Source organism: Ruegeria sp. CDSA193 (genome assembly GCF_059611885.1).
Window position 1 is genome coordinate 1 of the sequence record NZ_JBXWPN010000002.1, and the last position, 24,917, is coordinate 24,917.

24 protein-coding genes and 2 pseudogenes are annotated in these 24,917 nt (G+C 53.7%); 17 read left to right on the plus strand and 9 right to left on the minus strand.

Translation table 11 applies throughout. The features are described from left to right. The 5 genes and pseudogenes from AC2FLG_RS03030 to AC2FLG_RS03050 all read left to right on the plus strand — a co-directional run. Positions 1-226: pseudogene (locus AC2FLG_RS03030) on the plus strand (IS110 family transposase); the annotation flags it as partial. A gap of 476 nt (positions 227-702) precedes the next feature. Continuing rightward, positions 703-2,625 carry a DUF3604 domain-containing protein gene (locus tag AC2FLG_RS03035; protein ID WP_496704935.1) on the plus strand — a complete coding sequence of 641 codons (1,923 nt, stop codon included), beginning with the start codon at positions 703-705 and terminating at the stop codon, positions 2,623-2,625. Positions 2,626-2,785: 160 nt separating this feature from the next. After that, positions 2,786-3,616 carry a peptidyl-prolyl cis-trans isomerase gene (locus AC2FLG_RS03040; RefSeq protein WP_496704936.1) on the plus strand — a complete coding sequence of 277 codons (831 nt, stop codon included), beginning with the start codon at positions 2,786-2,788 and terminating at the stop codon, positions 3,614-3,616. Continuing rightward, the gene (locus tag AC2FLG_RS03045) at positions 3,613-4,602 is read left to right on the plus strand and encodes a HupE/UreJ family protein (protein WP_496704938.1); all 990 of its coding nucleotides are present in this window, start codon (positions 3,613-3,615) and stop codon (positions 4,600-4,602) included. The genes AC2FLG_RS03040 and AC2FLG_RS03045 overlap by 4 nt, the downstream gene beginning before the upstream one ends. A 7-nt stretch (positions 4,603-4,609) precedes the next feature. Further along, positions 4,610-4,717 (plus strand): annotated as a pseudogene (locus AC2FLG_RS03050) (IS6 family transposase); the annotation flags it as partial. Positions 4,718-4,836: 119 nt separating this feature from the next. Here AC2FLG_RS03050 and AC2FLG_RS03055 read toward each other — a convergent pair. Next, on the minus strand, positions 4,837-7,713 hold the full coding sequence (locus AC2FLG_RS03055) for an autotransporter family protein (RefSeq protein WP_496704939.1): 2,877 nt from the start codon (positions 7,711-7,713) through the stop codon (positions 4,837-4,839). A 231-nt stretch (positions 7,714-7,944) separates the two neighbouring features. On the opposite strand from AC2FLG_RS03055, the gene AC2FLG_RS03060 reads away from it, so the two are divergent. Beyond that, a complete protein-coding gene (locus AC2FLG_RS03060; protein WP_496704940.1) occupies positions 7,945-10,044 on the plus strand; it encodes a tetratricopeptide repeat-containing sulfotransferase family protein in 2,100 nt (699 codons plus the stop codon). Between the two features lie 446 nt (positions 10,045-10,490). Here the strand turns inward: AC2FLG_RS03060 and AC2FLG_RS03065 are convergent, their stop codons facing one another. Beyond that, a complete protein-coding gene (locus tag AC2FLG_RS03065; RefSeq protein ID WP_496704941.1) occupies positions 10,491-11,225 on the minus strand; it encodes a TetR/AcrR family transcriptional regulator in 735 nt (244 codons plus the stop codon). Between AC2FLG_RS03065 and AC2FLG_RS03070 the strand changes: the two genes are divergently transcribed. Genes AC2FLG_RS03070 through AC2FLG_RS03080 form a run of 3 tightly spaced genes read left to right on the plus strand, consistent with a single transcriptional unit; the run spans position 11,179 to position 12,687 of the window. Beyond that, a complete protein-coding gene (locus tag AC2FLG_RS03070) occupies positions 11,179-11,715 on the plus strand; it encodes a redoxin domain-containing protein (protein WP_496691467.1) in 537 nt (178 codons plus the stop codon). The genes AC2FLG_RS03065 and AC2FLG_RS03070 overlap by 47 nt on opposite strands. Positions 11,716-11,770: 55 nt before the next feature. After that, positions 11,771-12,238: a YybH family protein gene (locus AC2FLG_RS03075; protein ID WP_496691468.1), complete on the plus strand. Its 468-nt coding sequence runs from the start codon at positions 11,771-11,773 to the stop codon at positions 12,236-12,238. 41 nt (positions 12,239-12,279) lie between these two features. Then, entirely contained in the window at positions 12,280-12,687 is a 408-nt protein-coding gene (locus AC2FLG_RS03080; protein WP_496704943.1) for a nuclear transport factor 2 family protein, read from the plus strand. A 318-nt stretch (positions 12,688-13,005) separates the two neighbouring features. On the opposite strand, the gene AC2FLG_RS03085 is transcribed toward AC2FLG_RS03080, so the two are convergent. Together AC2FLG_RS03085 and AC2FLG_RS03090 are read right to left on the minus strand one after the other, a co-directional pair. Then, positions 13,006-13,632: a DUF2306 domain-containing protein gene (locus AC2FLG_RS03085; protein WP_496704945.1), complete on the minus strand. Its 627-nt coding sequence runs from the start codon at positions 13,630-13,632 to the stop codon at positions 13,006-13,008. Then, a complete protein-coding gene (locus AC2FLG_RS03090) occupies positions 13,625-14,335 on the minus strand; it encodes a hypothetical protein (protein WP_496704946.1) in 711 nt (236 codons plus the stop codon). Before AC2FLG_RS03090 ends, AC2FLG_RS03085 begins: the two co-directional genes overlap by 8 nt. An 83-nt stretch (positions 14,336-14,418) precedes the next feature. Here AC2FLG_RS03090 and AC2FLG_RS03095 point away from each other — a divergent pair, with 83 nt between their 5' ends. The 3 genes from AC2FLG_RS03095 to AC2FLG_RS03105 are packed head-to-tail and all read left to right on the plus strand — an operon-like array spanning position 14,419 to position 15,726. Continuing rightward, entirely contained in the window at positions 14,419-14,871 is a 453-nt protein-coding gene (locus tag AC2FLG_RS03095) for a MarR family winged helix-turn-helix transcriptional regulator (protein WP_496691472.1), read from the plus strand. Position 14,872: 1 nt separating this feature from the next. Beyond that, positions 14,873-15,097 (plus strand): hypothetical protein, encoded by a 225-nt coding sequence (locus AC2FLG_RS03100; protein WP_496704947.1) that lies wholly within the window; start codon positions 14,873-14,875, stop codon positions 15,095-15,097. A 5-nt stretch (positions 15,098-15,102) separates the two neighbouring features. Then, complete coding sequence (locus AC2FLG_RS03105; protein ID WP_496705358.1) at positions 15,103-15,726, plus strand: class I SAM-dependent methyltransferase; 624 nt, start codon at positions 15,103-15,105, stop codon at positions 15,724-15,726. An 868-nt stretch (positions 15,727-16,594) separates the two neighbouring features. On the opposite strand, the gene AC2FLG_RS03110 is transcribed toward AC2FLG_RS03105, so the two are convergent. From AC2FLG_RS03110 to AC2FLG_RS03120, 3 genes are read right to left on the minus strand one after another with little or no spacing between them, the layout of a single operon-like run. Continuing rightward, on the minus strand, positions 16,595-17,971 hold the full coding sequence (locus AC2FLG_RS03110; protein ID WP_496698212.1) for an MATE family efflux transporter: 1,377 nt from the start codon (positions 17,969-17,971) through the stop codon (positions 16,595-16,597). A gap of 12 nt (positions 17,972-17,983) precedes the next feature. Next, complete coding sequence (locus AC2FLG_RS03115) at positions 17,984-18,571, minus strand: helix-turn-helix domain-containing protein (protein ID WP_496691476.1); 588 nt, start codon at positions 18,569-18,571, stop codon at positions 17,984-17,986. Between the two features lie 11 nt (positions 18,572-18,582). Next, positions 18,583-19,161 carry a carboxymuconolactone decarboxylase family protein gene (locus tag AC2FLG_RS03120; RefSeq protein WP_496691477.1) on the minus strand — a complete coding sequence of 193 codons (579 nt, stop codon included), beginning with the start codon at positions 19,159-19,161 and terminating at the stop codon, positions 18,583-18,585. A 334-nt stretch (positions 19,162-19,495) separates the two neighbouring features. Here AC2FLG_RS03120 and AC2FLG_RS03125 point away from each other — a divergent pair, with 334 nt between their 5' ends. From AC2FLG_RS03125 to AC2FLG_RS03145, 5 genes are read left to right on the plus strand one after another with little or no spacing between them, the layout of a single operon-like run. After that, entirely contained in the window at positions 19,496-20,224 is a 729-nt protein-coding gene (locus AC2FLG_RS03125) for an amino acid ABC transporter ATP-binding protein (protein ID WP_496691478.1), read from the plus strand. A gap of 1 nt (position 20,225) precedes the next feature. Continuing rightward, positions 20,226-21,068: an amino acid ABC transporter permease gene (locus AC2FLG_RS03130; RefSeq protein ID WP_496691479.1), complete on the plus strand. Its 843-nt coding sequence runs from the start codon at positions 20,226-20,228 to the stop codon at positions 21,066-21,068. A gap of 36 nt (positions 21,069-21,104) precedes the next feature. Next, positions 21,105-21,938, plus strand: a complete 834-nt coding sequence (locus tag AC2FLG_RS03135; protein ID WP_496691480.1) for a transporter substrate-binding domain-containing protein — start codon at positions 21,105-21,107, stop codon at positions 21,936-21,938. A gap of 55 nt (positions 21,939-21,993) precedes the next feature. Beyond that, positions 21,994-22,875 carry an amino acid ABC transporter permease gene (locus tag AC2FLG_RS03140; RefSeq protein ID WP_496698220.1) on the plus strand — a complete coding sequence of 294 codons (882 nt, stop codon included), beginning with the start codon at positions 21,994-21,996 and terminating at the stop codon, positions 22,873-22,875. A gap of 14 nt (positions 22,876-22,889) precedes the next feature. Next, entirely contained in the window at positions 22,890-23,498 is a 609-nt protein-coding gene (locus AC2FLG_RS03145) for a glutathione S-transferase family protein (RefSeq protein ID WP_496704950.1), read from the plus strand. 30 nt (positions 23,499-23,528) lie between these two features. Here AC2FLG_RS03145 and AC2FLG_RS03150 read toward each other — a convergent pair whose 3' ends face one another. Together AC2FLG_RS03150 and AC2FLG_RS03155 are read right to left on the minus strand one after the other, a co-directional pair. Continuing rightward, positions 23,529-23,846 carry a non-heme iron oxygenase ferredoxin subunit gene (locus AC2FLG_RS03150; RefSeq protein ID WP_496704951.1) on the minus strand — a complete coding sequence of 106 codons (318 nt, stop codon included), beginning with the start codon at positions 23,844-23,846 and terminating at the stop codon, positions 23,529-23,531. A 3-nt stretch (positions 23,847-23,849) separates the two neighbouring features. Beyond that, positions 23,850-24,806 carry a fatty acid desaturase family protein gene (locus tag AC2FLG_RS03155; protein ID WP_496702245.1) on the minus strand — a complete coding sequence of 319 codons (957 nt, stop codon included), beginning with the start codon at positions 24,804-24,806 and terminating at the stop codon, positions 23,850-23,852. Between the last annotated feature and the right edge of the window lie 111 nt (positions 24,807-24,917).

Sequence of the window (24,917 nt, forward strand, 5' to 3'; positions counted from 1 at the left end):
GGCGAAGAATGTGTTCCAGGTGCACGGAGCGGCTAGAACAGGTCACCCGGTTCTTCAGAAGAAACTGCGCAGGGGCCGGGTCCTCGAGTACTTTGCCAAATTGCCGTGTTGCGTGGTTGCAATGGGGGCCTGCGCCAGTGCGCATTATTGGGGGCGCGAGATCGGCCGTTTGGGTCACGAAGTCAGGCTGTTCCATCCGGCCCTTGTTTCAGGCTGGGCGAAGCGCGCGAATGGCGGGTAAGTTTGGTGTTTCCATGACTGATCCTCCGAACCGCCATTCCATCCCACTTCGACAGCCCGACGTTGACCGGTGCAGCATATCACTGGATGCTGCATCGCATCCGACGTCGAGTTTGAGCCCAAAATGATCCATGCCGCGATAGCCGAGAATGTCATCTAAGCGCAGCTATGCCGACTTTGCTAAAGTGCATACATGGCTCACGATGGACATTCGCCAATTCAAACCGCAATTTCTCCAAAGCTTCCGTTCTCAATGTTGAGCCCAACAATCGAGGCTATGACTTATCGAGTCATTTTCAGACCAACTTCGGCAGCCACACTCCTACTTGCATCATCGTGACAAAGCCGAGAGCTGAGTATTCCCACAAATGGAAAATTGATGTTATATAGAGAAATAGGAATATTAATTCTTGAGATGTAAGTCACGGGCACCACCGGGCGATCTTGAGTTGGGAGGTCTATATGCTTCGAGCTTTTGTTTATTCTATCTCACTGGGGCTGGCATCATCGACGGTCTTTGCCGACGCTGTTCCTAGCGAAGAAGCGGCGGAAGGCTTGTTCTCAAAGCAGCCGTATTCACCATATGCGAACCGGACTTTCCCTGAGCGCCCGCTGTGGGGAGACTCGCATCTTCACACCGGACTTTCGCTGGATGCAGGTGCTTTCGGGAACACACTGTTACCCGATGAAGCTTGGCGCTTTGCAAAAGGCGAACAGGTCATTTCTTCCACGGGTCAACCAGTGAGACTGGCCCGGCCTCTGGACTGGATGGTTCTCACGGATCACACTGACCTAATGGGATTTGCCCCGGACCTTCAGGCTGGCAAGCCGGGCGTCCTTGCGGATCCAAAAGGTTTGGAATGGTACGAAGGTTACAAGGCAGGTGGCGAAGAGGCCGGCAAAGCGGCGTTCGACATCATCACCAACTTTTCGCAAATGACCCTGCCAGAAGTTCTTCTGGAATCTTACAGCCCGGGTGCTGACGCTTTTGCTTTTACTTGGGAGCAAATCGTTCTGGCTGCGGAAGAACATAACGACCCCGGCAATTTCACGGCGTTCATCGGATTCGAATGGACCTCTGTACCCAAGGGTTTCAATCTGCATCGAAACGTCATGCTGCGTGATGGGCCGATCAGGGCGCTTCAGATGGTGCCGCCGGTCACGCAACCACCCTTTGGTGATACCGACCCAAAGGCGCTATATGCATGGCTGGAAGACTATCAAGAAAAAACGGGCGGTCGGGCGGTAGCTTTCGCCCATAACGGCAACCTTTCGAACGGGTGGATGTTCCCGACAGAAGACACCTATCACGGTGGCAAGGTCGACGAGGAATATGTGGCCGCCCGCGCCAAATGGGAACCCCACTACGAAGTCACTCAGATCAAGGGCGACGGTGAAGCGCACCCCTTCCTGAGTCCGGATGATGAATTCGCGGATTACGAAAACTGGGACGTCGGCAACCTCGACATAACCGAGCTGAAAACCGATGACATGCTGGCTGGAGAATACGCCCGAGAAGCTTTGAAGCGCGGTTTGTTGTTAGAAGAAAAGTTCGGCGTTAACCCATATAAGTTCGGCATGGGCGGAGCAACGGACAGCCATACGTCTCTGGCAACTGCCGAAGAAGACAACTTCTTTGGAAAATCCGTCAGCGTTGAACCATCGGCCACGAGAATAAAGCATCCTTTCATCGCCAATGACCTTGGCGAAATTCCTGGCGACCTTCTTGTCGCATCGGGATACACGGCAGTTTGGGCGACCGATAATACTCGCGCTGCAATCTTCGATGCGTTCAAGCGACGCGAAACCTATGCAACCACCGGACCTCGGATCGGCCTGCGGTTCTTTGGCGGTTGGGGTTTCAGTGACGCGGATGTTGAAACACGCTTCCTTGCAGATGTGGGCTACACCAAAGGTGTTCCGATGGGCTCGGATCTGCGACCTCGCGAGGGTGAAGGTGCGCCCGCATTCCTGATCGCTGCACTACGCGACCCGGTTGGTGCCAATCTGGATCGCGTGCAGGTGGTAAAGGGTTGGCTGGATTCTGAAGGTGCCTTGCAGGAAAAGGTTTACGATGTGGCGTGGTCGGACAACCGTGTTGCTGACCAAAACGGCAAGGTTCCTGCGGTTGGAAACACAGTAGATGTTGAAACCGCCAGTTGGACCAACACGATTGGAACTGCCGAACTTGTAACCGTTTGGTCTGATCCTGAATTCGATCCAAATGCACGCGCATTTTATTACGTACGTGCGATCGAAATTCCAACACCGCGTTGGATTCTTTACGATAAGCTGAGACTTGGCGCCGAATTGCCCGAAGACGCGGTGCTTACACATCAGGAACGCGCTTACTCTTCCCCGATTTGGTATACACCGGCAGAGTAACACTGCCGATCACGGCGTTGGCAACCGAGGTAGAAGCCTTTACCTCGGTCCGTTCACCAGACGATTGATTTGTGCGTCGCGTTGATTTTCTTGCAATGCTCAATCGACTGATGTCAGCATCGATACGTAAAACCAGAGCGCGTTTCATGCAGGAGCCTTCATGCGAATATTGAAAGAACCCCTGTTCCATTTCTTCCTGATTGGAGCATCTATTTTCATTTGGTTCCAATTGGTTGCGCCGGAAAATGAGACTGTCGAAGATTTTGGGACAATAACAATCAACGAAAACGATATCGCGCTTTTGTCTGATCAGTTTGAAGCACGGTGGAAACGGCGCCCAAGCGGTGCCGAGCTGCAAGCTTTGACCGATGCAACAATTCGCGAAGAGGTACTGGTCAGAGAAGCAAGAAAGCTTGGCCTTGATCGCGGAGACTCTGTGATCCGGTCTCGTCTCAGTCAAAAAATGGATTTCCTGACCGAAGCGATTGCCACGTCTGTTGTTCCGGAAGACGAAGATTTAGAGGCCTTTTTGCAAAACAACTCGGAACGCTATGCGACGCCCAGCAAGCTGGCCTTCATTCAGGTCTTTGTTGGTGAGGAGCCAAACAAAGCTGAAGTCGAGAGGGTATTGGCCGCCCTGCGCGCGGGAGATGAGGTTTCCGACCTGGGCGCCTCGACACTGCTGCCCGCATCTATGCCCTTGACTGCGACCAGAGTGATAGACTCGGTCTTTGGATCTGGCTTTTCCAAGGGTCTTACAACATTGGATAAAGGTCAGTGGGCTGGCCCGATCCAGTCGGGTTACGGGGTCCATCTGGTTCAGGTGCAAGACATCGAACCTAGCCAAATACCCCCATTGTCAGAAATTCACGATGCCGTGCTGCGGGATTGGCGTCGCGTGATGAGCGAAGATCTGGCGCAGGCGCAATATGAGATTCTTGCTGCCAACTATGAGATCATAGTGCCGGCTCTCTCAGGTCAAACCAAATGAAAGCTGTATTTGGCCTACTGATTGCGTTGCTGATTGCGTGGGTCGCAGGAAATGCCTCGGCGCATGCGCTTGATCCGGGGTACTTGGAAATTCGCCAAATCACATCGGGCACCTGGAGCGTTCATTGGCGAAAACCCGATGTGAATGGTCAACCCATGGCGATCGATGTCATGGCGCCGGATGGTTGCACCCCGGCGCGCGGCCCTACCCCAATTTCCGATGGCAGAGCATGGGTTTCTTCCTGGGTTATCGAGTGCCGCAGGGATATTGCGGGCCAACCCTTCCAGATAGAAGGTCTGGAGGTTCAAAAGAACGACGTATTGGTCCGTGTGCAGCCCCTGCAGGCTGAGCCCACGACGCTTCGGTTCACACCAGAGGCGGCCGTTCAGAACATACCTTCTGAACAGACCACATGGTCTGTTTTCACCGCGTATTTCCAGTTGGGTTTTGAACACATACTGGAAGGTTGGGATCATCTGCTGTTTGTCTTCGCGTTGTTTATTCTGGTCCGTGATCCGTGGAGACTGGTAGGAGCAGTCACAGCATTCACACTGGCGCATTCAATAACACTGGCACTGGCAACGCTAGGTTTTCTGAATGTCTCTGGTCCGCCGGTCGAGGCCATCATAGCGCTTTCTATTGTTTTTCTGGCGATGGAAATTGTTAAGGGTGGCGACGGGCGTTTCCGACTTTCAAAGCAGAAGCCCTGGATCGTTTGTTTCGGGTTTGGGCTTTTGCATGGCCTTGGTTTTGCAGGCGCTTTGGCCGATATCGGACTACCCTCAAACGATATTCCTGCGGCCTTGCTTGCCTTCAACTTGGGCGTCGAGGCCGGCCAGTTGAGTTTTGTCGGGGCCTTGGCTCTTCTTGTCGCGATCTGGCGGTTGATGGCACGTCCAGTTAGCCAAAGGGCGACTGTGATTACAGCCTATGGCATCGGGTCGGTATCGATGTACTGGCTCATAGAACGCATAAGTGGATTCTGAAGCGCTTTCAGCATCAGCAACTCCAGCTGGAATCGAAACTGCGCACATGATCAGGAAAGGTCAACTCACGCAAGGAGTCTGTCCATTCAAACAATGCGCCGAACTAGCCGGTTAACACCGATGCGATCGCTCAATCAGCTCACCATGCTCAAAAGTTTGCAACAGAGCCCGACATAGTTCAGCTTGGAGCCGATTTCTGCGGCACCGCTCCGGGTGCCGCAGTGCTCTTTAGATCTAGAACGACCAGCGAAGTCCGGCGCGCAGGAATGGCCCCTGAGCGTCGCTGCCGATTTCCTGTTCCGCCGTCAGTTCAAGCCGCATGTCCTGAATGAGATCTTGCTCGTATCCGACCACGACACTGGCGCCGGTAAAGTCGGTTGACGCAAAGGCCAGAGACTCGGTCTGAGAGAAGACGGTTACGTCGCCCTCGGAACTGCCTAGGTCGCGCCGCAACACGCCGCCAAGCTGACCGCTGAGAACACCGCCGTTTTCAAGGTCCTTTGATGCCTCGACCCCCAAACGGGCCTCGACAACTTCGGTGGTGATATCGCCGACGGTGGCATTCGCAGTTGACCCCGTCTCGGTATAGCCGTCATCCTTTTGGTTGGTGTAACGGGCGCTGGCAAAACCAAGCAAACCGAAATCGTCACTGACGTCGAATGCACGCTCGACCCCGATGTTCGCGGTCAACAGCCTGCTGTTATAGTCGGCCTTGGCGTCAGAGCTGCCCGAGATCGACCGGCTACGATCAGTCGTGAGCCAACCAATGCCGAATCCGGCATCCAGCGTGTAGGCACCAAACTGACGGCCCACTGCGGCATCAAGATAGAAGCCATTCGTGTCAAAATCAGTGGTGCTGTTGTCACCATCCGAAGTGAACACGCCCATGGCAACAGCCAGAGACACTCCGTTGTCCATCTGCCCCGTATACCCGGCGCTTCCGCTGAACATCGTCACGTCCGTGTCATCGTTCGAGCCGCTCTCGAACTCTCGATACTGGGCGTCGATCATTGCGAAGGGCCGGAAACCAGCGAAAGTTGCGCCCTGCGCGACCTGCGGTCCCTGACCATAGCTAAGCGCATTGCCACTGCCGCCGACAATGCTGCCGAAGAAGGCCGCGACATCGCCCGATGGTGCAATGTCATTGCCGTCGACCACAGAATAGATCGGGGCCGCGCCGCCCTTGTCCTGCACGAACCAGGCGGATTGCCCGTCAGACACGGTGGTCTTGAAGGTACCCGTACCCGGCGCGGCATCTTCGAACGCAAACACGCCACTGCCGCCTTTGGCTTCTAGGTTCACGTCATGGTCCTGAACGCGGATCAGACCCTCAACGTCGTCCATTGTATCGACATTCAGCGTCCCCGTGCCGGTTCCAAGGTAGACGGCGTAGACCTCATCATTCCCCGAAACCCTGATGGTCCCCAGATCATGAATCGTTCCGTCGAAATTGTCGAATTGAATACCGGCTGCACGGGTGCCGGAACTGCCGGTCGCGTGCACGGTAATCGGGCCCGTGTTCGAGAACGTTCCCTGCATGTCGCCGGCGTACACGCCGAATGCCTCGGATGCGTTTGGCGGTGGCCCACCATTCTGTTGCGCACCATTGGCGGTGACGGTGATGCTTCCGGTGTTCTTGATGTCACCGGTTACGATTTCATCAACATAAATCCCATAGGCCTCGGCAGAGGTGTCATGCGAAATCGCAGTCGCTGTAATCTCACCCGAGTTTGCCAGAGAGCCGCTTAGGTCATCGGTAAGATAAAACCCCGAGGCTTCTGCAGAATCTTCGGCAGCTTCTGCGAAAAGCGTCATAGTGCCCGAGTTGCGAATTGTACCGGAAACGTCATCCCCGGCATAAATGCCCGTCGCGGTCGCCTCGTCCGCGGTGTTGAGAGACAAAGCAGTGGCCGTAATCGTGCCCGAGTTTACCACGATCCCGTCAACAAGGTCCTCAAGGTAAAGCCCGCCCGCATATGCAACGTCATCGGTATCCGCGCTGGCAAAGGCCTCAATTGTACCGCTGTTATGTACGGACGCGCCGGACAATACGTCATCATCGACGTAAATGCCGAAAGCAGAAGCGTCGGATTCAACACCGATTGCGGTTACCTCGATGGTACCGCTGTTATCGATCTGACCGGACAGGTCACGATCGACCAAAATTCCATAGGCAATCGCCTCATAGGTCGACGGGGCAGAGGCCAATACTTCCAATGTGCCGGTATTGCGGATCACACCGTGCGCATTGCCATTGACTTCGATCCCATAGGCAGACGCGGTACTGTCACTGGTCGATATGGCAACCGATTTGATTGTTCCCGAGTTCACGATCTGACCGGTTTCTTCCAGGTCACTTTGCACGTAAATTCCCCAGGCATAAGCATAATCATCGGCGAATGATCTGGCGCGGACATCAATCGTGCCGCTGTTTCTGATCACACCCGCGACGTCGCGGTCGACCGCAATACCGTAGATTGATGCGGTGCTTCCGTCGGTGATCAGCCCATCAACCTTGATCGTCCCGGTGTTGACGATCTTACCTGTTTCAGAAACGTCACCGTCAACGTAGATACCCCAGGCCTCGATATCGCCATCCGTGGACAACACGTCGACATCAATCGTTCCGGTGTTTTGGATTACCCCGTCGGCGTCACCGTTCACCAGCAAGCCATAGATATCCTGAGGATCAGACCCGGTGACATCTACAGAAATGGTGCCATTGTTCACCAAAGCACCGGATTGCTGCAAATTTCCGTCCAGCAAAAGTGCCGTCGCAGTATCGGTATCCGTTGCCGTGACCGAGATTGTCCCGTTATTCGTGAACGTGCTCGAATAATCTGTCGTGATCGTCAAAGCTGCAGCGGTGGAAGAAGTTATCTCGATCGCGCCGCTTGCCGTTACTTTGTGATCCGCATCGGTCGAGAAAACCTGAGGTGTCGTCACCACATTCGAGATCGTATCCGCATGTACGTCCCCGGCCATCAGGGCAACCATTGATACTTGCGCCAGCAACGCAGCTGGAGCCGCGCTGACAATTTGGCCTTTCCACTTGAAAATACGCCCCCCGCGGAGCTTGGGGGCGTTCGCCCTCGACTCATTATTAGTCATTTACTATCCCGTTAGATTATCTTGTTTTTTTTCGAAACTCGTCGCGTTTTTGCAATCGGCTCCGCTTACGACCCGTTAATAAATCGTTAACATGTATGCAATCCACCAATTTTCCATTGCATAGGATGACCTATTGCTGTTGGAAATTCGTAGGAAAACTGCAACACAATGTGGCGACTTGACGGCGCTTGAGATCAGGCTGTCGTCATGCGCCAGCCCGGAGCTACTTGAATGCCTAAAAACCAGACATTATCCATCGGTGAGGCCTACAACCAAGGAGTTCAGGCCTACGATACAGGGCATTTGAATAAAGCTGTCAATGTTCTGAACCAAGTGCTCAAGGCTGCGCCCGAATACGCGCCAGCGCATCAACTTCTTGGCGTAATTGCGTTTCAAACCGGTCAAAGCGGGCCAGCTGAAAATGCTATGCGCGAAGCGATCCGATTGCAGCCGGACAATGCTGGGTTCCTGTCGAACTTCACCGAGGTGTTACGCACGAACGGAAAACCTGAAGAAGCGATCAGGGTTGGCAAACGTGCAGTCCAGCTTGCCCCGGGGGTTGCAAATGCGCATTCAAACCTTGGGCTTGCCTATTACGATATGGGGGATCTATCCGAAGCCGAGGCATCTCAGAAGAGAGCGCTGGCCCTTAATCCAGATCTGATTGCTGCGCTGAATAATCTTGGATCAATCGCGCGCGACAAAGAGGACAGGGAAGGGGCAATCTCGTTCTATCGTAGGGTGCTAGATTTGCGCCCGGACTATCTCGAGAGTGCCAACAATCTCATTTCTGTAATGATAGAAGCTGAGGAGCTAGAAGAAGCTAGAGATTTTGCAGATGACTGTCTTGGCAAGGGGTATATTTCCGCAGAGTTGCACCGCAATCGGGGACGGTTACACGTTTTGCAGAGCGAATGGGACGAAGCCGAATGCTGTTTTCGAAATGCGATTTCGCTAGATGAAAAAAAGCCCGAAGCTTATGTCGGGCTTGCGCAGGTCCTGATCGAGAAAAACCTGCATGAACTTGCCCTTGTCGAGGCAGAAAAAGCGCAGCGCTTAGACCCCGGCCACGCGCCTGCATATCACTATATAGCCGTTTGCAAATCGCACCTTGGCGACCTCGAGGCCGGTTTTGCCAACTACGAGAAGACCCTTGAGCTAAAACCGGATTTCTCGGCCACAATGATCGCATTGGGCCATCTGGAGATGGAGCAGGGCAATTTTGACGCTGCCCGCAGCTGGTTCAACAAGGCCGCAGAAAGGGACAAAGCGCGTTTGAATGCGCAGATCGCGTTGGTTAAGTTGGATAAAGTTACCGAAGACAACCTTGATTTTCAGGGTCTTGTAGCTGCGTTGCCTGAAGCCGACAAGATGCTTCCTGAACAATCGGTATCGTATCACTACGCATTGGGAAAATGTTATGAGGACCTCAAGCGCTACGACAGCGCTTTTGAGCATTTTGCAAAAGGGGCTGCAATAAAGCGCAGCATTATCGATTTTGATGCCGATCAAATCGAGGAAACGGCAGACGACCTGATCACGGCCTTTACACCGGAACTGATCGAAAAACTTCACCAGAGCTCGGTGGACAGCAGCCAGCCAATTTTTGTTGTTGGCATGCCGCGGTCTGGAACGACGCTGACGGAGTCCATCCTCGCCAGCCATTCAGACGTATTCGGAGCCGGAGAGCTTAACTATTTGCACAAACTTTTCACCGATCAACTGCGCGGTGGAAACAAGAAAACTGGAAGTCTAATTGCGGCTCTCTCGGATCAGGAGCTTTCAAAACGCGCCCAACGATATGTCCAGCGGCTCGATGCGCACGCTCCTGGTAAACCTTATATCGTTGATAAGATGCCTGCGAACTTTCTGATGGTTGGCCTGATTCATGCGATCATGCCCAATGCGCGGATCGTGCATGTCGCGCGCAATCCGCTAGATACGTGTCTGTCCTGCTTCACCCGAGTGTTTCAGCGCAGTCAGCTCCACAGCTACGACCAGATCGAATTGGGTCGATACTTTAATGCCTATGTGCGCGTTATGCAGCATTGGAAGGAAGTTCTCCCCGCCGGCAGCTTTCACACCATTCACTATGAGAGCCTTATCGATGATATCGAGTTCGAAGCGCGACGCTTGATAGCATATTGTGGCCTTGAGTGGGATAATCGTTGTCTCGAGTTTTACAAAGGGGCACGACGTGTCCGCACTGCAAGTGTTCAGCAAGTGCGCCAGCCATTATACAGCTCGTCAAAGGAGAAATGGCGAAACTACGAATCTCACTTAGCACCGCTTATCGAGACAATCGGAGAAGCAAGGATTCCGTTTCGATGATCTTTGGATGGATATTGGTTCTAAAAGGTGTCGGATCTACTAAGGCGTGCTGTTATTGAGGCAAATTCCTCTGAGCCGCACATGAAATTGAGTGCAAGCAATCGTACTTTGTTCATCCAGCCACAAGCGACGGAGAGCCAGCAAACCTAGCTTCTAACAACAAATTTCTGGGTGCATCTTTTCACTTGGTTAGAAAAAAGCAGTCATTCGAGTCAAAATCATCAAGGTCAGCAAAGTCCCGCAGACTGTGAGTTACCGTTCTACAGGATTTTGCACGCGCGACGAACGGCAGCTAAGCGGGCTGGACTGCAGCATCGAGACAAGCCGATAGATGTCGGCTAAGGGCCGACTTTAAAGACTGAAACTTGGTTTGTGCCAAGGTTGCTGCGCTGTCTCCTAGGTCCACTCTGAGCCCAGAGTTACCGATGCTGCGCTTTGCACCAAAGTCAGCTTTCGGAATTCGCTAGAACAGAGTTCACGTACTTATCTATGTCGCCCGCCAGGTCGTCATCTGAGAATCCGGCACGTGCCCGGAACACCATGCCCTGCCGTAGGTCGAACATCATTTTGGCACGATCAACGCTCGGAAAACGCTGCGGCAACTTACCGTTAATCACTTCCTGATCAAAGCGGGCCGTGATGCGCTTATCTGTCGATATGATCGCGTCTCGTAGCAATTCGGCGGTGCCGTCCACGTGCCCAGCACTTGTCGCGACGCAAGAAACAAGAAAGCACCCCTTTGCCCCACTGTCATGGTGCGTTGAGTAGTCAATCACAGCCTCAAAGAAGGCGCGAACAGCCTGCCGAATATCGGGCACGGTCTCCAATGCGACCAAGGGCGCACAGGCATCATTCGTCGCATAGCTGTTGATTGCTTCCAAGTAAAGGCCGTGCTTGTCACCGAACTCTGCATAAAGGCTGGGACTGTTGATCCCCATTTCATCTGTCAACAGCTTCATCGATGCGCCTTCATAACCTTGTTTCCAGAACACGCCGATGGCCTTGGTGAGGGCTTCGTCCCGGTCGAAGGTTTTGGGCCGCCCAGCTTTTTTTGTGACAATCATTACAAAATTCCTTGACGTTTCGCTTTTGGTATTTTTATAACGATCATCACAAAACGCAAGGACAAGAAAAATGTCATCACGAAAAACACCTGCTGGATCACAGTTTCCCGCAATCACAGTGCCCAAATTAGGCGGGGGTGACCTTATTCTCGGTGCTCCGCATGGAGGGCATGATTGGCAAATGGTCGTCGTTTATCGAGGTAAGCATTGCCCGATGTGCACAAGCTATTTGAAGGAGTTGGAAGTCCTGCTGACAGAATTTCACGCTCTTGGCGTAGATGTTGTCGCGGTCTCCGCCGACCCTGAATCCAAGGCGACCGACCAGATCGCACTGATGCAGTCAAGCTATCCGGTTGGGTATGATCTGAGCCTCAACCAAATGCACGAACTTGGGCTTTATGTGTCTGATCCTCGGTCGGCAGCGGAAACGGATCAACCCTTCGCAGAACCCGGCATCTTTATCGTGAACGCAGATGGTCAGGTGCAGGTCACGGATATCTCCAACGCGCCATTCGCTCGGCCAGACTTGAAAACCTTGCTTGGCGGTCTGCGCTTTATCCGCAACCCTGAGAATAACTACCCAATCCGGGGGACGCGCGCCGCATAAGGCAAGCTCCCTCTAACTCCCTAAAATCAATACACTAAACCGAAAGGACAAGCTTATGCGCTTGACATCCGCTCTCTTCACTATTGCCCTCGTTGCCTCTCTGGCAGTGCCCGCATTCGCCGAAACCGCTGCACAAAGCGCAGCACGGGAAAGCCTGATCGCCTTCAATGATCGTTTCAATGAATTGGCGGCAACCCATGACGCAGCCGGGCTCATTGCCCTCTATGACGAAGATGCGTTCTGGATCGCGCCAGCGACACCTCCAGCGCAAGGCCGCGACGGTGTTCCGCGTCAGACCATCACTTTCATGAGCGAGAACGAAGGCGAGCTGTCACACACGATCGAAGACCTGTTCATCTCTGACGACGGCACGCAGGCGGTCATGAAAGGCATAACCCGCGCCGCCGTCGAAAGTCAGGGCTTCCAGCTTGAAGGATCATACATCTACGTCCTGGAGCGCGAAAGCGAAGACGATAACTGGCAGATCGTGCTGGATATGTTCAGCAACTACGCGACCGATTGATCGCTCGCGCCAAACCACCTTTTCCCAAAAGGACCATTTCAATGGCTATGACCGAAAACCACTCCAACGCCTCCGCTGTCAAAGAGACACTGGACGGGCTGAGCCACGGCGTCTCAGGGCATTCGTTCGAAGTGCTCGACAACCTCTATCACCGCGACATGCAGACCTATCTTCTGCTGAACGATGGCACCCTGATGCGCAACGACAAACCCGGATTCATGGAGTTCATCAAACACAACATGGGCGCACTGAAAGACGACAACCCTTGGGTGAAGTATCACCTGGTCGAAGCTGACGACACGCATGGCCACATCGTCGTCAGCCGAAAGAACGATGCAACCGGTCGCTATCAGCTCATCTCACTCAGCATCGACTTCGTGCTTGAGGATGGCCGCTGGCAGATCACCCGCGAGATCATCATGACCCGCAGTGAGGCAGCGGACGCCTAAGCTCAGGTTCACTTGATCGGACCCAATCTAGTGAAGCGGCCATTCGAGGAATACCTCGACATGACCGCTTCGTCCGCAAACAGTGAGCATAATGGCCTTCTGGCTTTGCACTCGCGGCGAAGGGCAGTAATGCGGGCTGCGACCGCAGCATGTAAGTTGGCTGAGGGATGTCGGCTCTGGGCCGTCAACGTCGGCACGGGCGTCTTCCTCCGAAGCGGTGATCTGCACTGCCGCATGATCGCAAAGAGCCCATTCTGACAAACGCTGCGCTTCCGACGCATATCGGCTCCTTGGCAAAATACAAAACCTCGCGTTCGGTCAATTTGTTGACGCTCTGCCTCTCTTGCGCGTTCTTCGAATCCATACTTCTGCAAGTAGGAGGTTGGGGACCCAACTCATCGCTACAGCGATGAAATATGCCGTGCCTGTTCCCTGACTGTCGCCTGCCAGGACCGGCACCCAGAAGCTGAATGTCACGAAGAAAAACGCCAGGAAATAACTTCGCAACATCCATTCACGGTGGAGAGAAATATTGCGTTTCCGGATCATCTTGTATGCGAAAATCGTGGACAGAAGCCAAAAGAATCCCAGCAGGAAAAACGACAATCTCGCGGCCCAGCTCACATCGAAGAATGCAGCATTGAGTACCGCCGCGATGCTCGCCAGACATGCGCTGTAGACGTAGATGCGGCCACCCCAGCGATGCGCGCGAATGAAACGGGTTCGTATCGCAGGGTTGAACTGCATTATCCCGGCGATCAATGCGATTCCGCCAGCCAGAGCATGGATTTGAAATGGCAACGGCAGCGCGCGCATCTTGTCAGTTTCAGCAAGGCCAATACTTGCTGCGATAGCGAAAACCCCATACGCCACGCCGGTAGCCGCAAGGATGCACCATGCGCCCCACATTTTCCAACGCCATCGCATGAAATGATCTTTAATCATGGCCATCTCCGTGCGCGCCTATCATCGACTTGCCTGCACCGGCCGTGAGCATTGACGCAGCATCCAGTTCGAGGATTTCGCAGGACCCTGGCCCCCGCACGTGGTCGTCACCAGACACCAGACCAGCGGCAACCGACCCTGCGTAACCAAGCGACACAATTGCAACCGCCGCCCACACGCACTTTGACCGAAACTGCAGGCCGATCAATACGGCGAGAGTGAGCCCCAAGCCGATCTCGAGTACCATGAAAACCCGACCGTAGTATTGAGGTTCCCAATAGGAAACTGGTGAGCGGAAGATCCAGTCCGTGAAAGGCATCCTTTGCGCGCGCGCATCGTCATGGTGAAGCAGAAAATCAATCCCCACATGCAGCAGTGCAGAGCTGGCGAACACGATCACGATCAGCGCGATCCTACGTGGCCAAACGGCAGGCAGGATCAGACCGGTGAGGCCCAGGGCGATAAGGGCGAGATACAAGGGGATCGAGTTCAGCAGCATCTGAAGCGTTGTCCACGGCTGCTCCCAGTACCGATAATGAAACACTTCGCACCCGCTGGCCCCTTGCTGCCGCTCGACCATGAACATCGCCCAGACATCGGTATCAGGCACTAACGCGCCCATCAGACCAGCCGGAGCAACCGTAGTGCGTCCCGGCCTCGCGAAGATTGCGGCTCCGATCAGTAGATGGGTTTGCGTGAACATGAGCAGCACCACCATATTGACAATTAAGTTGTCATAATTCATAATGACACCTAAGTTGTCAAATAGAATCCCGGAGCCCCCGCGTGACGCAGCAAAACAAAGAACTCACCGCGCTGATCAGAGAAATAAGGACAGCGTTCAACCGGCTCAAATCCGTTGCCGAAGCTCTGCACGCCGATCTGGATATCAATCCGTCGATGCGGGCGGTCCTTCAGGCATTGATCTTCAAGGCGCCACAAACGGTGCCCGATATCGCCAAAGCCAAAGGTGTCTCGCGTCAGCATGTGCAGAAAAACATGAATACCCTGTTGGAGAAGGGTCTTGCCCACGCGCAGGACAATCCCGATCACAAGAGATCAGTACTTTATTTGCCCACCCCAACCGGCATTGATCTTTTTGCCGAGATGCAGGACCGGGAAGACGCACCGATGGCCGCGTTGGCCGAGGCCACGGCAGCGCATGATGTCGCAGCTTCGGCGCAGCTGTTGGCCAGTCTCAACGACGCGCTTGAAATCATGATGGAGAAGGGGAGCTAACATGATTCAGCACTCGAAACGCCACAGCAAGACCCTCGGCATCGTCATTGTCGCACTATTTATACGGGGTGTCGCCGCCCTGTGGTCGTGGAATGCTTTTGCGGTGGACCTTCTGGGGTTTCCCGAGATGGCGTATCGCCATGCGCTTGCCCTCGGCGTTCTCGTTCTTTCGATTGGCGGGTTGCTGGCGATGCCCCTGTGGATGTCTCGCGCGGGTAACGCGTAGTGTCGATGAAACCTAAGATCGTCGCACAGTTTCGGCATCCATCGGGCCTGTTGGGTGCGTTGGCGGGACGGATCATGGCAGCGCGGCAATCGAACCGTTTCCGAAATGAAAGAACAGTCGATTTGATGGCTCTGTCGCCCGATAGCCGCGTGCTTGAGATCGGCTGCGGCCCCGGTCTGGCCCTCGCAAAATGTGCCTCTGTTGTAACGTCAGGGCGGGTGGTCGGTCTTGACCATTCCGAGGTGATGATCCGGCAGGCTCGCAATCGGCTAAGAGAACAGTGTGCCGCAGACAGAGTCACGTTGATCGAGGGCGGGATCGACCGCCTTGCTAACTGGCCGGGCGCATTTGACCGCATCTTCTCGCTGAACGTCATACAGTTTCAGAGCGACAAACACGGGGTTTTTGGTGCAGTATATGAAGCATTGGCTACTGGCGGGCTTTGCCTGACCACCTATCAACCACGGCTGGACGCGGATGGCCCGGGTGCTGCGCGACGCATGATCGCCAGCATCGAGGAAGCGCTCCACGCTGTTGGTTTCGAGAACGTGACCGAAATCGAGATCTTTGGCGGGGCCACTCCGGCGATTTGTGTCATCGGCCAGAAGAACGATCCTTACCGAAACTAACCAAAGGAGATCTAACACTGCACAAATTTATGGAATTGGAGGATCTTTCTTCAGATCTGATGATCCGGCTAGACTAGCAGAATGGTATGGGACCCATCTATCAATCCCCTCAACTCCGGCTTCGCCCACCATGCAATCCTGGATCAGCGAGCGCAGCGTGACAATCTTTTCGACGTTCCCGAAAGACAGCGACTACTATCCCGGAGACCGGGGCTTCATTCTGAACATTCTACGTCGCGGACTTTGATGCGATGTTCAAAGAGCTGAATGTTGCCAGAATCGAAAGCGGCGCCGAAGTCGAGATGGGGGATTGGAAGGTTTGCTCGCATTCACGATCCGGAATTAGATCCAATCGATCTGTGGGAACCCATTCTGAGGTGTTGTCACATTAACCGTTGTTTGGTTACTCATGCTTGGAATTGGTCGTAGGTGGCATCGATGAATCCATCGTCCATCACCTACAAGCGTCGCCGATTTCCTCCTCGGATCATTACCCAGGCTGGGTGGCCTTATGTTCGAGCTTGCGTGAAGTAAGCGCGAGGCTTCTGCAGCGCGGGGTCGATATTTCTTACGCGACCCTCCGCCGCTGGGTCATCAAGTTCAGACCGCTGACCGTAACACTGCGCGCAGAATTTTAACCTGAGCAGTACTGAGCGCAAAACGATGGTAAATCCAGGCGGCTTAGGCGATGATCTCTCGCGGAAAAACGATAGCCCTTCAGGCGCGGCATTTTGAACGGCATCTTTATGCGTGAGCGGTAACCAGTTCAGAACGCGCAAACAAGTTGGCACTATCCATTTGATGCCTGGAATGTCGCCTCCCAAGCAGCTTGAAATCTGAGCACGGGCACTTCTTTGTGGACTGGATGTTAACGTGACAACACCCAAAACCCCCCTATCTCGCGCTGTGCTACATGTGTGGTCACGATAAGAGCGATCGCCCATCCTGTCACAACGGCAGCCGCGGTGCCAAACCAAACACCGGTTTCGTTAAAGCCCAGCAGCCAAACAAAAACCCAGACAAAAAAGGCTACCCCAAACCCTTGCCGATACAGGCTGATCCACACCGTCCAGATCGGTCTTTTCAAAGCCTGCAAAAGAGAGTTGATCGAAAAAAGCATCATATAGAAAGGCAGTATCAGGCTGTCGACGCGCAAGTAACTCACTCCAACGCGGATGACTTCGGGGTCATCAGTAAACTGCCGCAGCAAGGGTCTTCCAAATATCCATAGAGTAGGCGCTGCGATAGCTGTCATGATGAAGCCAACTTTCCAGCAATAAAATACTGCTTCCCTTACTCTCGCGTATTCATGGGCTCCAAAATTTTGGGACGCAATTGGTAGCAGCGCCCCGGTTACACCAAGCACCGGCAAAAGTAGAATCTGTTCAAGTCGAATTGCCACTCCATGGCCCGCGATTGCGTGTTCCCCAAATATTTTCAGGGCGAACTGCATGACAAAACCTGACAGCAACATCACCATGAAGGATGTGGCTGTTGGTAGAACCTGGACAGATATTTCGGCAAACTTTTCCAAACGTGGGGCAAAGTTTCGGAATCGTATGCGCCTCATCCTTCGCCGTCCGAGTACTTGCCGGACCATGAAGACCATGACGCCGGTCTGACTGATGACGGTCGAGACAGCCAAACCATCGAAGCCTATGCCGGGAACCAGACCTGGAATGCCATAGATCAACAGCGGGTTTAGACCGATATTGACAAAAAATGCGACCACGAGTGCGCGCTGCATCGAAACCGCATCGCCGTGCGCCTGTAGGATACCGTTGCACCCAAACGCCAGCAAGAACCCAGGCAGAGCCAAAAGCAACCAATAGAAGTAACGCAGCCCCGCATCACGATATGCGCCCGGCTCAGACACCAGCCGGATCAGAGCTGGACCATACCAGTGCCCAGCCAATGCCAATAGGCCGGACGCTATGAGCCCATAGCTCATTCCTTGCGCAGCCAGCCGACGGGCTTTGCGATGATCGCCGGCTCCCAGAGCGTTTCCAACAAGAGCGCTCATCGCGGCCCCAAGCCCAACGCCGACCGATATGGCAATAAAAAACGCCTGAAACCCCAGTGCCAACCCGGCCTGTGCGCTGGTGGACAAAAGCCCAGCAAAGAACATGTCCACGACGTTGTAGAGGGTGTTGAACAGCATTCCGACTGCGGCAGGAATTGCCAGTGTTCGAAAATGCGCCGAGATCGGTCCGCGTGTCAGATCAAGTTCGGCTGGAATGGCCATATCAGCAGGTCATTACGGGCGCTCGGCCTGCACGGTCAAAAAGACAAATTCTGGTGTCAAAACTTCTTCAAACCCATGGTTCAGTTCGGCATCCACGCTGATACTGTCCCCCGCCGACAAAGTGAACCGGGCCTCACCATAACGATAAACCGCCTGCCCCTCGATCGCCTGAACAAAGACAACGCCGTGACCTACGTAGGTTGGTGGATGGCCCTCGTCACGCAGCAAGGTTACACGGCGTGCCTGAAACCTCAGATCTTTCCGGGAATGTAGCGCGAGATTGACATACTCATGGGAATGACCGCTGGCCAGCCGGGTGGATTTCAATCCCTGACCGTGACGAACGAGGGTATAGTCGGTGTGATCCGTTCTTGCTTCGCGAAACAACGAGACGATGGGCACTTCAAGCGCCTCGGCCAATGCGGCCAATGTGTCGATCGAGGGCGAAACCAATCCATTCTCTATGCGGCTGACCATCGCCGCAGATATGCCAGACTGTTCGGCAAGTCGGCGGGCTGATTGCTTCCGGCTTTGGCGCAGCTCTTTTAGCGACGCGCCGATGGCGCGATCAATTTGTCTTCCCGGAGTGTCACCTTGCATGATACATCCTGTCACTCGTCGGCGTAGTAACCCACGACGTCCCCATCCGTGGTGACGCCGAGACCGTTTAGTAAACGGTTGGCATAGTTGAAATAGCTCACAATCTGGTTGATTTCGAGGATCTCGCCGTCCTCCCAACCTTCATCTTTCAGTGTGGTTGCATCCGTCTCAACCATCGTTCCGGGTGCTAGGGTAAGTTTCTCGGCATAGATCAATGCAGCAAGGTGTGCCCCTTCAAAAGCATCCTGCGGTTGGTGGGCTTTTAGCGCAGCTTCAATTTCATCGGCGCGCGCATTGTTATCAATCAGGTGCCGAGCGTTTGCCCAGTGGTTGGCATAGGAGTAGGGGCAGTTGTTCAGGGTCGACACGTAAGAGCTGATGACTTCCTGAAACCACATCGGTATGGAGTTTGCGTGATCGTGCAGGCACGCTCGGTACAAAATAACATGCCCTTTCATTGTGTTGGGCCGCAGGGAATGCACGCGCATGACATTATCCACCGTCCCGTGCGGCGTGCGTGCCATATCCAATGTGGCCTTTAGCTGATCGTCGGCTTCTTCGTCAGAAATCATCCGAATCCAGGCAGACATTTATGTTTCCTCCCTTGGTCGTCAGCTCAATTTTTAGGCAGTCAAAACCTGCCCGTTGAGTTTTTTATTGACGAATATTGCATATTAAGCAACCATATTAATTAGCGTGCAACAGATTTGAGGATTCTATGGCCTTGCCCGATTGCTCCACTCAATCGCATCGCCAAGCCAACGGCTGCTATCTGGGCAATCCCCGGATCGAGCCACGGCAACAGAATTTCCCGACGGTTTTTCGGGGCGGTAGCTTTCTCACCTCTGCTTCCATCCACTCACGAGGACACCCGAAAGTGTGGTCTCCCGAAACGACAGGCCCGTCATGAACCAACCTTCTCCCATGATTGAGGTAACCAACCTGGATAAATTCTATGGCTCATTTCATGCGCTTAAGAACATTGATCTGAGTGTTCATCAGGGTGAAAAGGTGGTGATCTGCGGCCCGTCCGGTTCGGGGAAATCTACGTTGATCCGCTGTTTCAATGGTTTGGAGTGGCACAATTCCGGGCGTCTCGTGATCGATGGGATCGAAGTATATGAAGGCATAAAGGAAATCCGCGAATTACGGCAAGAGGTTGGGATGGTCTTCCAACAGTTCAATCTGTTTCCGCATCTGACGGTTCTTGAAAACCTGATGATCGGACCGATGAAGGTGCGCAAGGTATCAAAATCTCAGGCCGAAGAGACTGCGCGCAATTATCTGGACCGGGTCCACATTCCTGAACAAGCAGATAAATACCCGGCTCAACTATCTGGTGGACAACAACAGCGGGTGGCCATTGCACGATCCCTGTGCATGGAAACCCGGATCATGCTTTTCGATGAGCCGACCTCTGCCCTTGATCCCGAAATGATCAACGAAGTGCTGGATGTGATGGTTGAACTTGCTGAGACCGGTATGACCATGGTCGTCGTCACCCATGAGATGGGATTTGCCCGTAAGGTCGCTGATACGATGGTTTTTATGGAAGCGGGGCAAATTGTCGAAGTTTCGCCGCCGGAACAGTTCTTTACCAACCCCTCAAGCGAACGCTGTCGCTTGTTCCTAAACCAAATTCTGGAACACTGATATGAGCGATTTGGGCATATCGGGACCTACAGGTCAGGCGCTGCCGAAACCGCCGGTCATTAAGAGGTTTTTTGGCTCAGTACCCGTATCGATCGCTATCTATACAATCATCGTAGGTTTGATTGCCTATGGCTCTTATGCTGGTGCTCAGGGCATGGGGTATAATTGGCAGTGGTACCGCGTACCACAGTTCCTGTACCGCAATACCGAGGTTGGGTTCGAGTGGGGCGAAATTCCGATTGGTCTGGTCGCCACTATTCAACTATCCGTCACGGCCTTTTTGCTGGCAACCGTTCTGGGATTGTTGTTGGCGCTATTGCGGCTGTCCGGATTGGTCGTAGGTTCAGCGGTTGCGGTTGGCTACCTTGAGCTTATCCGGAACATCCCGCTCTTGGTTCTGCTTTATCTCTTTTACTATGTGCTGGGTCCGATCTTCGGGTTTAATCGTTATACCGCGAGTATCTTGACCCTGGCGGTGTTTCATTCTGCGTTGATATCTGAGATTTTGCGGGCGGGGATCAACGCCATCCCCACGGGCCAGTGGGAAGCGGCCAAATCCATCGGGATGAGCCCCTTTCAGATCTATCGTTACATCATCCTGCCGCAATCGGTGCGGTTCATGCTCCCGCCGATGACCGGCGAGGTCGTTCATCTGATCAAATCATCAGCAATTGTCAGCGTGATTGCGGTGGCCGAACTGACCACTTTCGGACGTAACATCATTTCTGACACCTACATGAGTTTCGAAATCTGGTTCACCATCGCATTGGTCTATCTGGTGGTGACCCTGATCCTGTCGATCGGCGTGAGCTATCTGGAGAAGAAATATGCCGTCGACCAATAAACCTGAACAAATTGTCGGACAACAAGGAGAACCAATATGAAGCTTTCTCGCAGAATGCTCGGGGTAGCCCTGGGTGCGGTCGTGGCGACTGGACTGGCGACCTCAAGCTGGGCGCAAAGCGCGACCCAGGAACTGTCCAGTGAAAGTGTGATTGAAACCATCAAGCAGGACGGGGTGATCCGGATTGGTCTTTCACTGTTCGTGCCGTGGTCGATGCGTGACAATAATGGTGAGCTGATCGGCTTCGAACTGGATGTTGGGCGCAAATTGGCCGAAGACATGGGGGTCGAGGTTGAATTCGTTCCAACCGCCTGGGATGGCATCATCCCTGCGTTGGTGTCGTCCAATTTCGACGTGATTATCTCAGGTATGTCGATGACCGCGCAGCGAAACCTGACCATCAACTTTACCGATCCTTACGCCTATTCAGGTCTGGCCATCCTTGCCAACAAATCGATGACCGAAGGCATGACACTGGAAGATTTCAATAAACCAGAGATCACTTTTGCCGCCCGCCGCGGTGCGACCCCGGCTGCGGTGATCGCACAGAACTTCCCTGATGCGACCTTGCTTTTGTTCGATGAGGACGGGGCCTCGACCCAGGAAGTTCTAAACGGCAACGCGCATGCATCAATGGCTGCGCAACCGACTCCAAACCGCGAAGCGGGGCGCAATCCTGAAACGTTGTCCGTTCCGTTCGAAAATCTCTATGACCCGCGCGGTGAGGCCTTTGGGGTGCGCAAAGGTGATCCGGATGCCATGAATTTTTTCAACAACTGGATTGCACAGCAATGGCGGTCCGGTTGGCTGGAAGAGCGTCACAACTATTGGTTCGCCACCGAAGAGTGGGCTGATCAGGTTGCGCAGTAACTAAACTAACCGGGGGCGGGTGCACCGCCCCCGAGATTGACGCGGAGCGCGCCCGGTGCAGAATTTCATCAAGAAGCTCAGATGGCCCGACTACCTGATCCTGGCGATTTTGATTGCCTTTTTCGGGTATATCTGGCTGTCGATCGAAGGCACGCTCAATTACAAATGGCGCTGGGAGCTTATTCCTGGATATATAGTCGGCTGGCATTCAAGTCGTGAAGAGTACTTTGCCAACCTGCTTTTGCAGGGGCTAGCTGCCACCGTCCGCATCAGTATCTATTCCGGCATTCTGGCCCTTCTGTTGGGCACTATTTTGGGCGTTGCCCGGTGTTCAGCTAATTTGACAATCCGGATGCTGGCCCGAACCTACCTCGAGTTTTTGCGCAACGTGCCACCGGTTGTTGTCGTCTTTATCTTCTTCTTTTTCCTGTCCCAACAACTGATTGACGCCCTAAATCTTGAACGCTGGGCGCGTGGGATCGCGCGACAAGAGAACAACCAGGTCTGGACTTTCTTTTTTGGCGAAATGCGGCGTTTCCCTTCGCTGGTTTCCGGAGTCATCGTTCTGGCGTTGTTTGAAAGCGCCTTTGTCGGGGAAATTATCCGGGCGGGTATTCAGTCAATTCCGAAAGGCCAGCGCGAAGCCGCGCGTTCGATCGGGATGAGTCAACTACAGGAACTTCGCTATGTAGTCCTGCCTCAAGCGTTGAAGAAAGTGGTCCCGCCGCTGGCAAACCAATTTATTTCGTTGATTAAGGACAGCTCGATCTTGTCACTGATCTCAGTACAGGAACTGACATACAAGACCGTCGAACTTGTTGCGTCCTCACGTATGATCTTTGAGGCCTGGATCACGACAGCAGCTTTCTATTTTATCGTCTGTTTCGGCCTCAGCCGTATCTTTGCCCGCCTCGAAAAACGATCGGATAAACGATAGGTCGGACGACCCGAATGATACGTCTTTATGATTTCAAGTTATCTGGTAGCTGCCACAAAGTCCGATTGTTGTTGTCGCTGCTGAAGCTTGAATATCAGCTCATCGATATTGATCTGCTGAACTGTGACCAGACACAGGAAGAGTTTCTGCGGATAAACCCGCTGCACAAGGTTCCTGTTATCGATGATGACGGATTTGTTCTGCGCGACAGTACGGCAATCATGTTGTACCTGGCACAGAAATACGATGCTGAGAATTGGGGACCCAGAACACCGGAAGAACACGGCGAGATTCAGCAGTGGCTCTCATTCTCGGTCAATGAGATATTTCACGGCATGGCAACAGCCAGAGCGATTGTTTTATTTGAACGGGATATTGATCTGATCGGACCGCAATCACTGGGCGAGGCGTCGCTGGAGATCATGGAGCGGCAATTGTCAGACAGCCCTTGGCTGACGTGTGGCAGGCTGACCCTGGCGGATCTGGCCTGTTACCCGTACACAGCGTTAGCTTATCAGGGCAACATTCCATTGTCCCCGTACCCGTCGGTTCAAAATTGGATCCGACGGGTTGAAGCATTACACGGATATGTGGCTATTCCCGGAATACCGGCGCTTGCCTAGCGCACATGGCTGACAGGTATGTGGACACATTCATAGCCTGACCTGAACCATTCCATTTTCGACCCGAGTGTCAAAAATGCGCATTGCTCGCGTTGCGGGTGCTGACACGGGTTTGCCGTCTCGTACATCGAACGCGCCCTGATGCAACGGACATTCAATCACGTGTTCATCGAAGTAGCCGTCACATAAATCAGCGCCGCCATGGTTACACAGCGCCAGCGAGGCAAAAACACCGCTTGGCGTATCATAAACGGCAATTAGCCGTGGTCCGATCTCAACGCGCGTGACCCAGTTCTTTTCCAGCTTCGCAACATCGATCAGGTCGCGCCATGGTTTCTCATTTCCCATCGCTCAAACCTCTGCCGATTGCTCGGGTTCACGCTGCAAAATTTGCCGCAGAATGTCACGATGCGCTGCCAAGTAGCCGCCTCTTTCGACAAAAATGTGATCCTTCAGCTTTTCATGCAAACGCGGCAGCGAATGGAATGGAACCGATGCAACGTAATGATGTTCCGCGTGATAGTTCATGTTCCAGCACAGAAAGGCCATCGGTGTTGATACCAGATTGGTGCGGGTGTTTTCCGACATCTGGGCAACCGTTGGTCGCCCCACATGCTCGGTCATTCGCACAAATCGCATAACTGGTTCCCCCAGAAACAGTGGAATGATCCAATACCAGATCAGGCCCCACCAGCCGGTCAGAGCCATGGCTAGAAAAATGGCGGTGTAAATGGCAAGCATCCTGCGCGCGTCCCGAAAAACCGCTTTGTGCTCGACCTTGGGGATAAAGCGCAACTCTGTCTCGTTCAGCCGTCCGCGGGCATGTCGGAACACTTCGGTGAACTTACCGCGCCAATAGGGCAGGGCTGAAAGGTAAAGAAGATATTGTCCAATCGTCTTGGGCATAGGGATAAGTTCAGGGTCTTCGCCGGTGAGTTGGGTATAGGTATGATGGTCGCAATGCTCGTACCGGAAAAACCGGTGTGGCAGAATGATGATCAGCCCACAGATCTGACCAACCAAATCATTCAGCCAGCGTGTCCGAAACACAGTGTAATGCACACATTCGTGCTGCAACGAAAAATGATGCACCAGGACAACGCCTTGAAGGAACATTGCCGGCCAGATCAGCCAGCTGTTCCAGGCAAGTGTTATCAGCGTCGTGGTGAACGCAAGCAACAGGATCCAAAGCGCCAGATGGCGCAATCCCGGTCCGTTTGAACGTTGCATGAATCCTTTGAGTTCTTCGCGCGTGAGTTTTCCTTCGGCCAAGGCCTGAGTCAGCGGCGTAACGATAGCTTTTGACATATGGGTTCCATAATTTTGCCGGTGCGGGGGGACTTTGCCCTCTTCGTACATACCGGCACCGGAGACGGGAGTGCTCCGCACCATAAGACCAACTTGATCGGGTCCTATTAA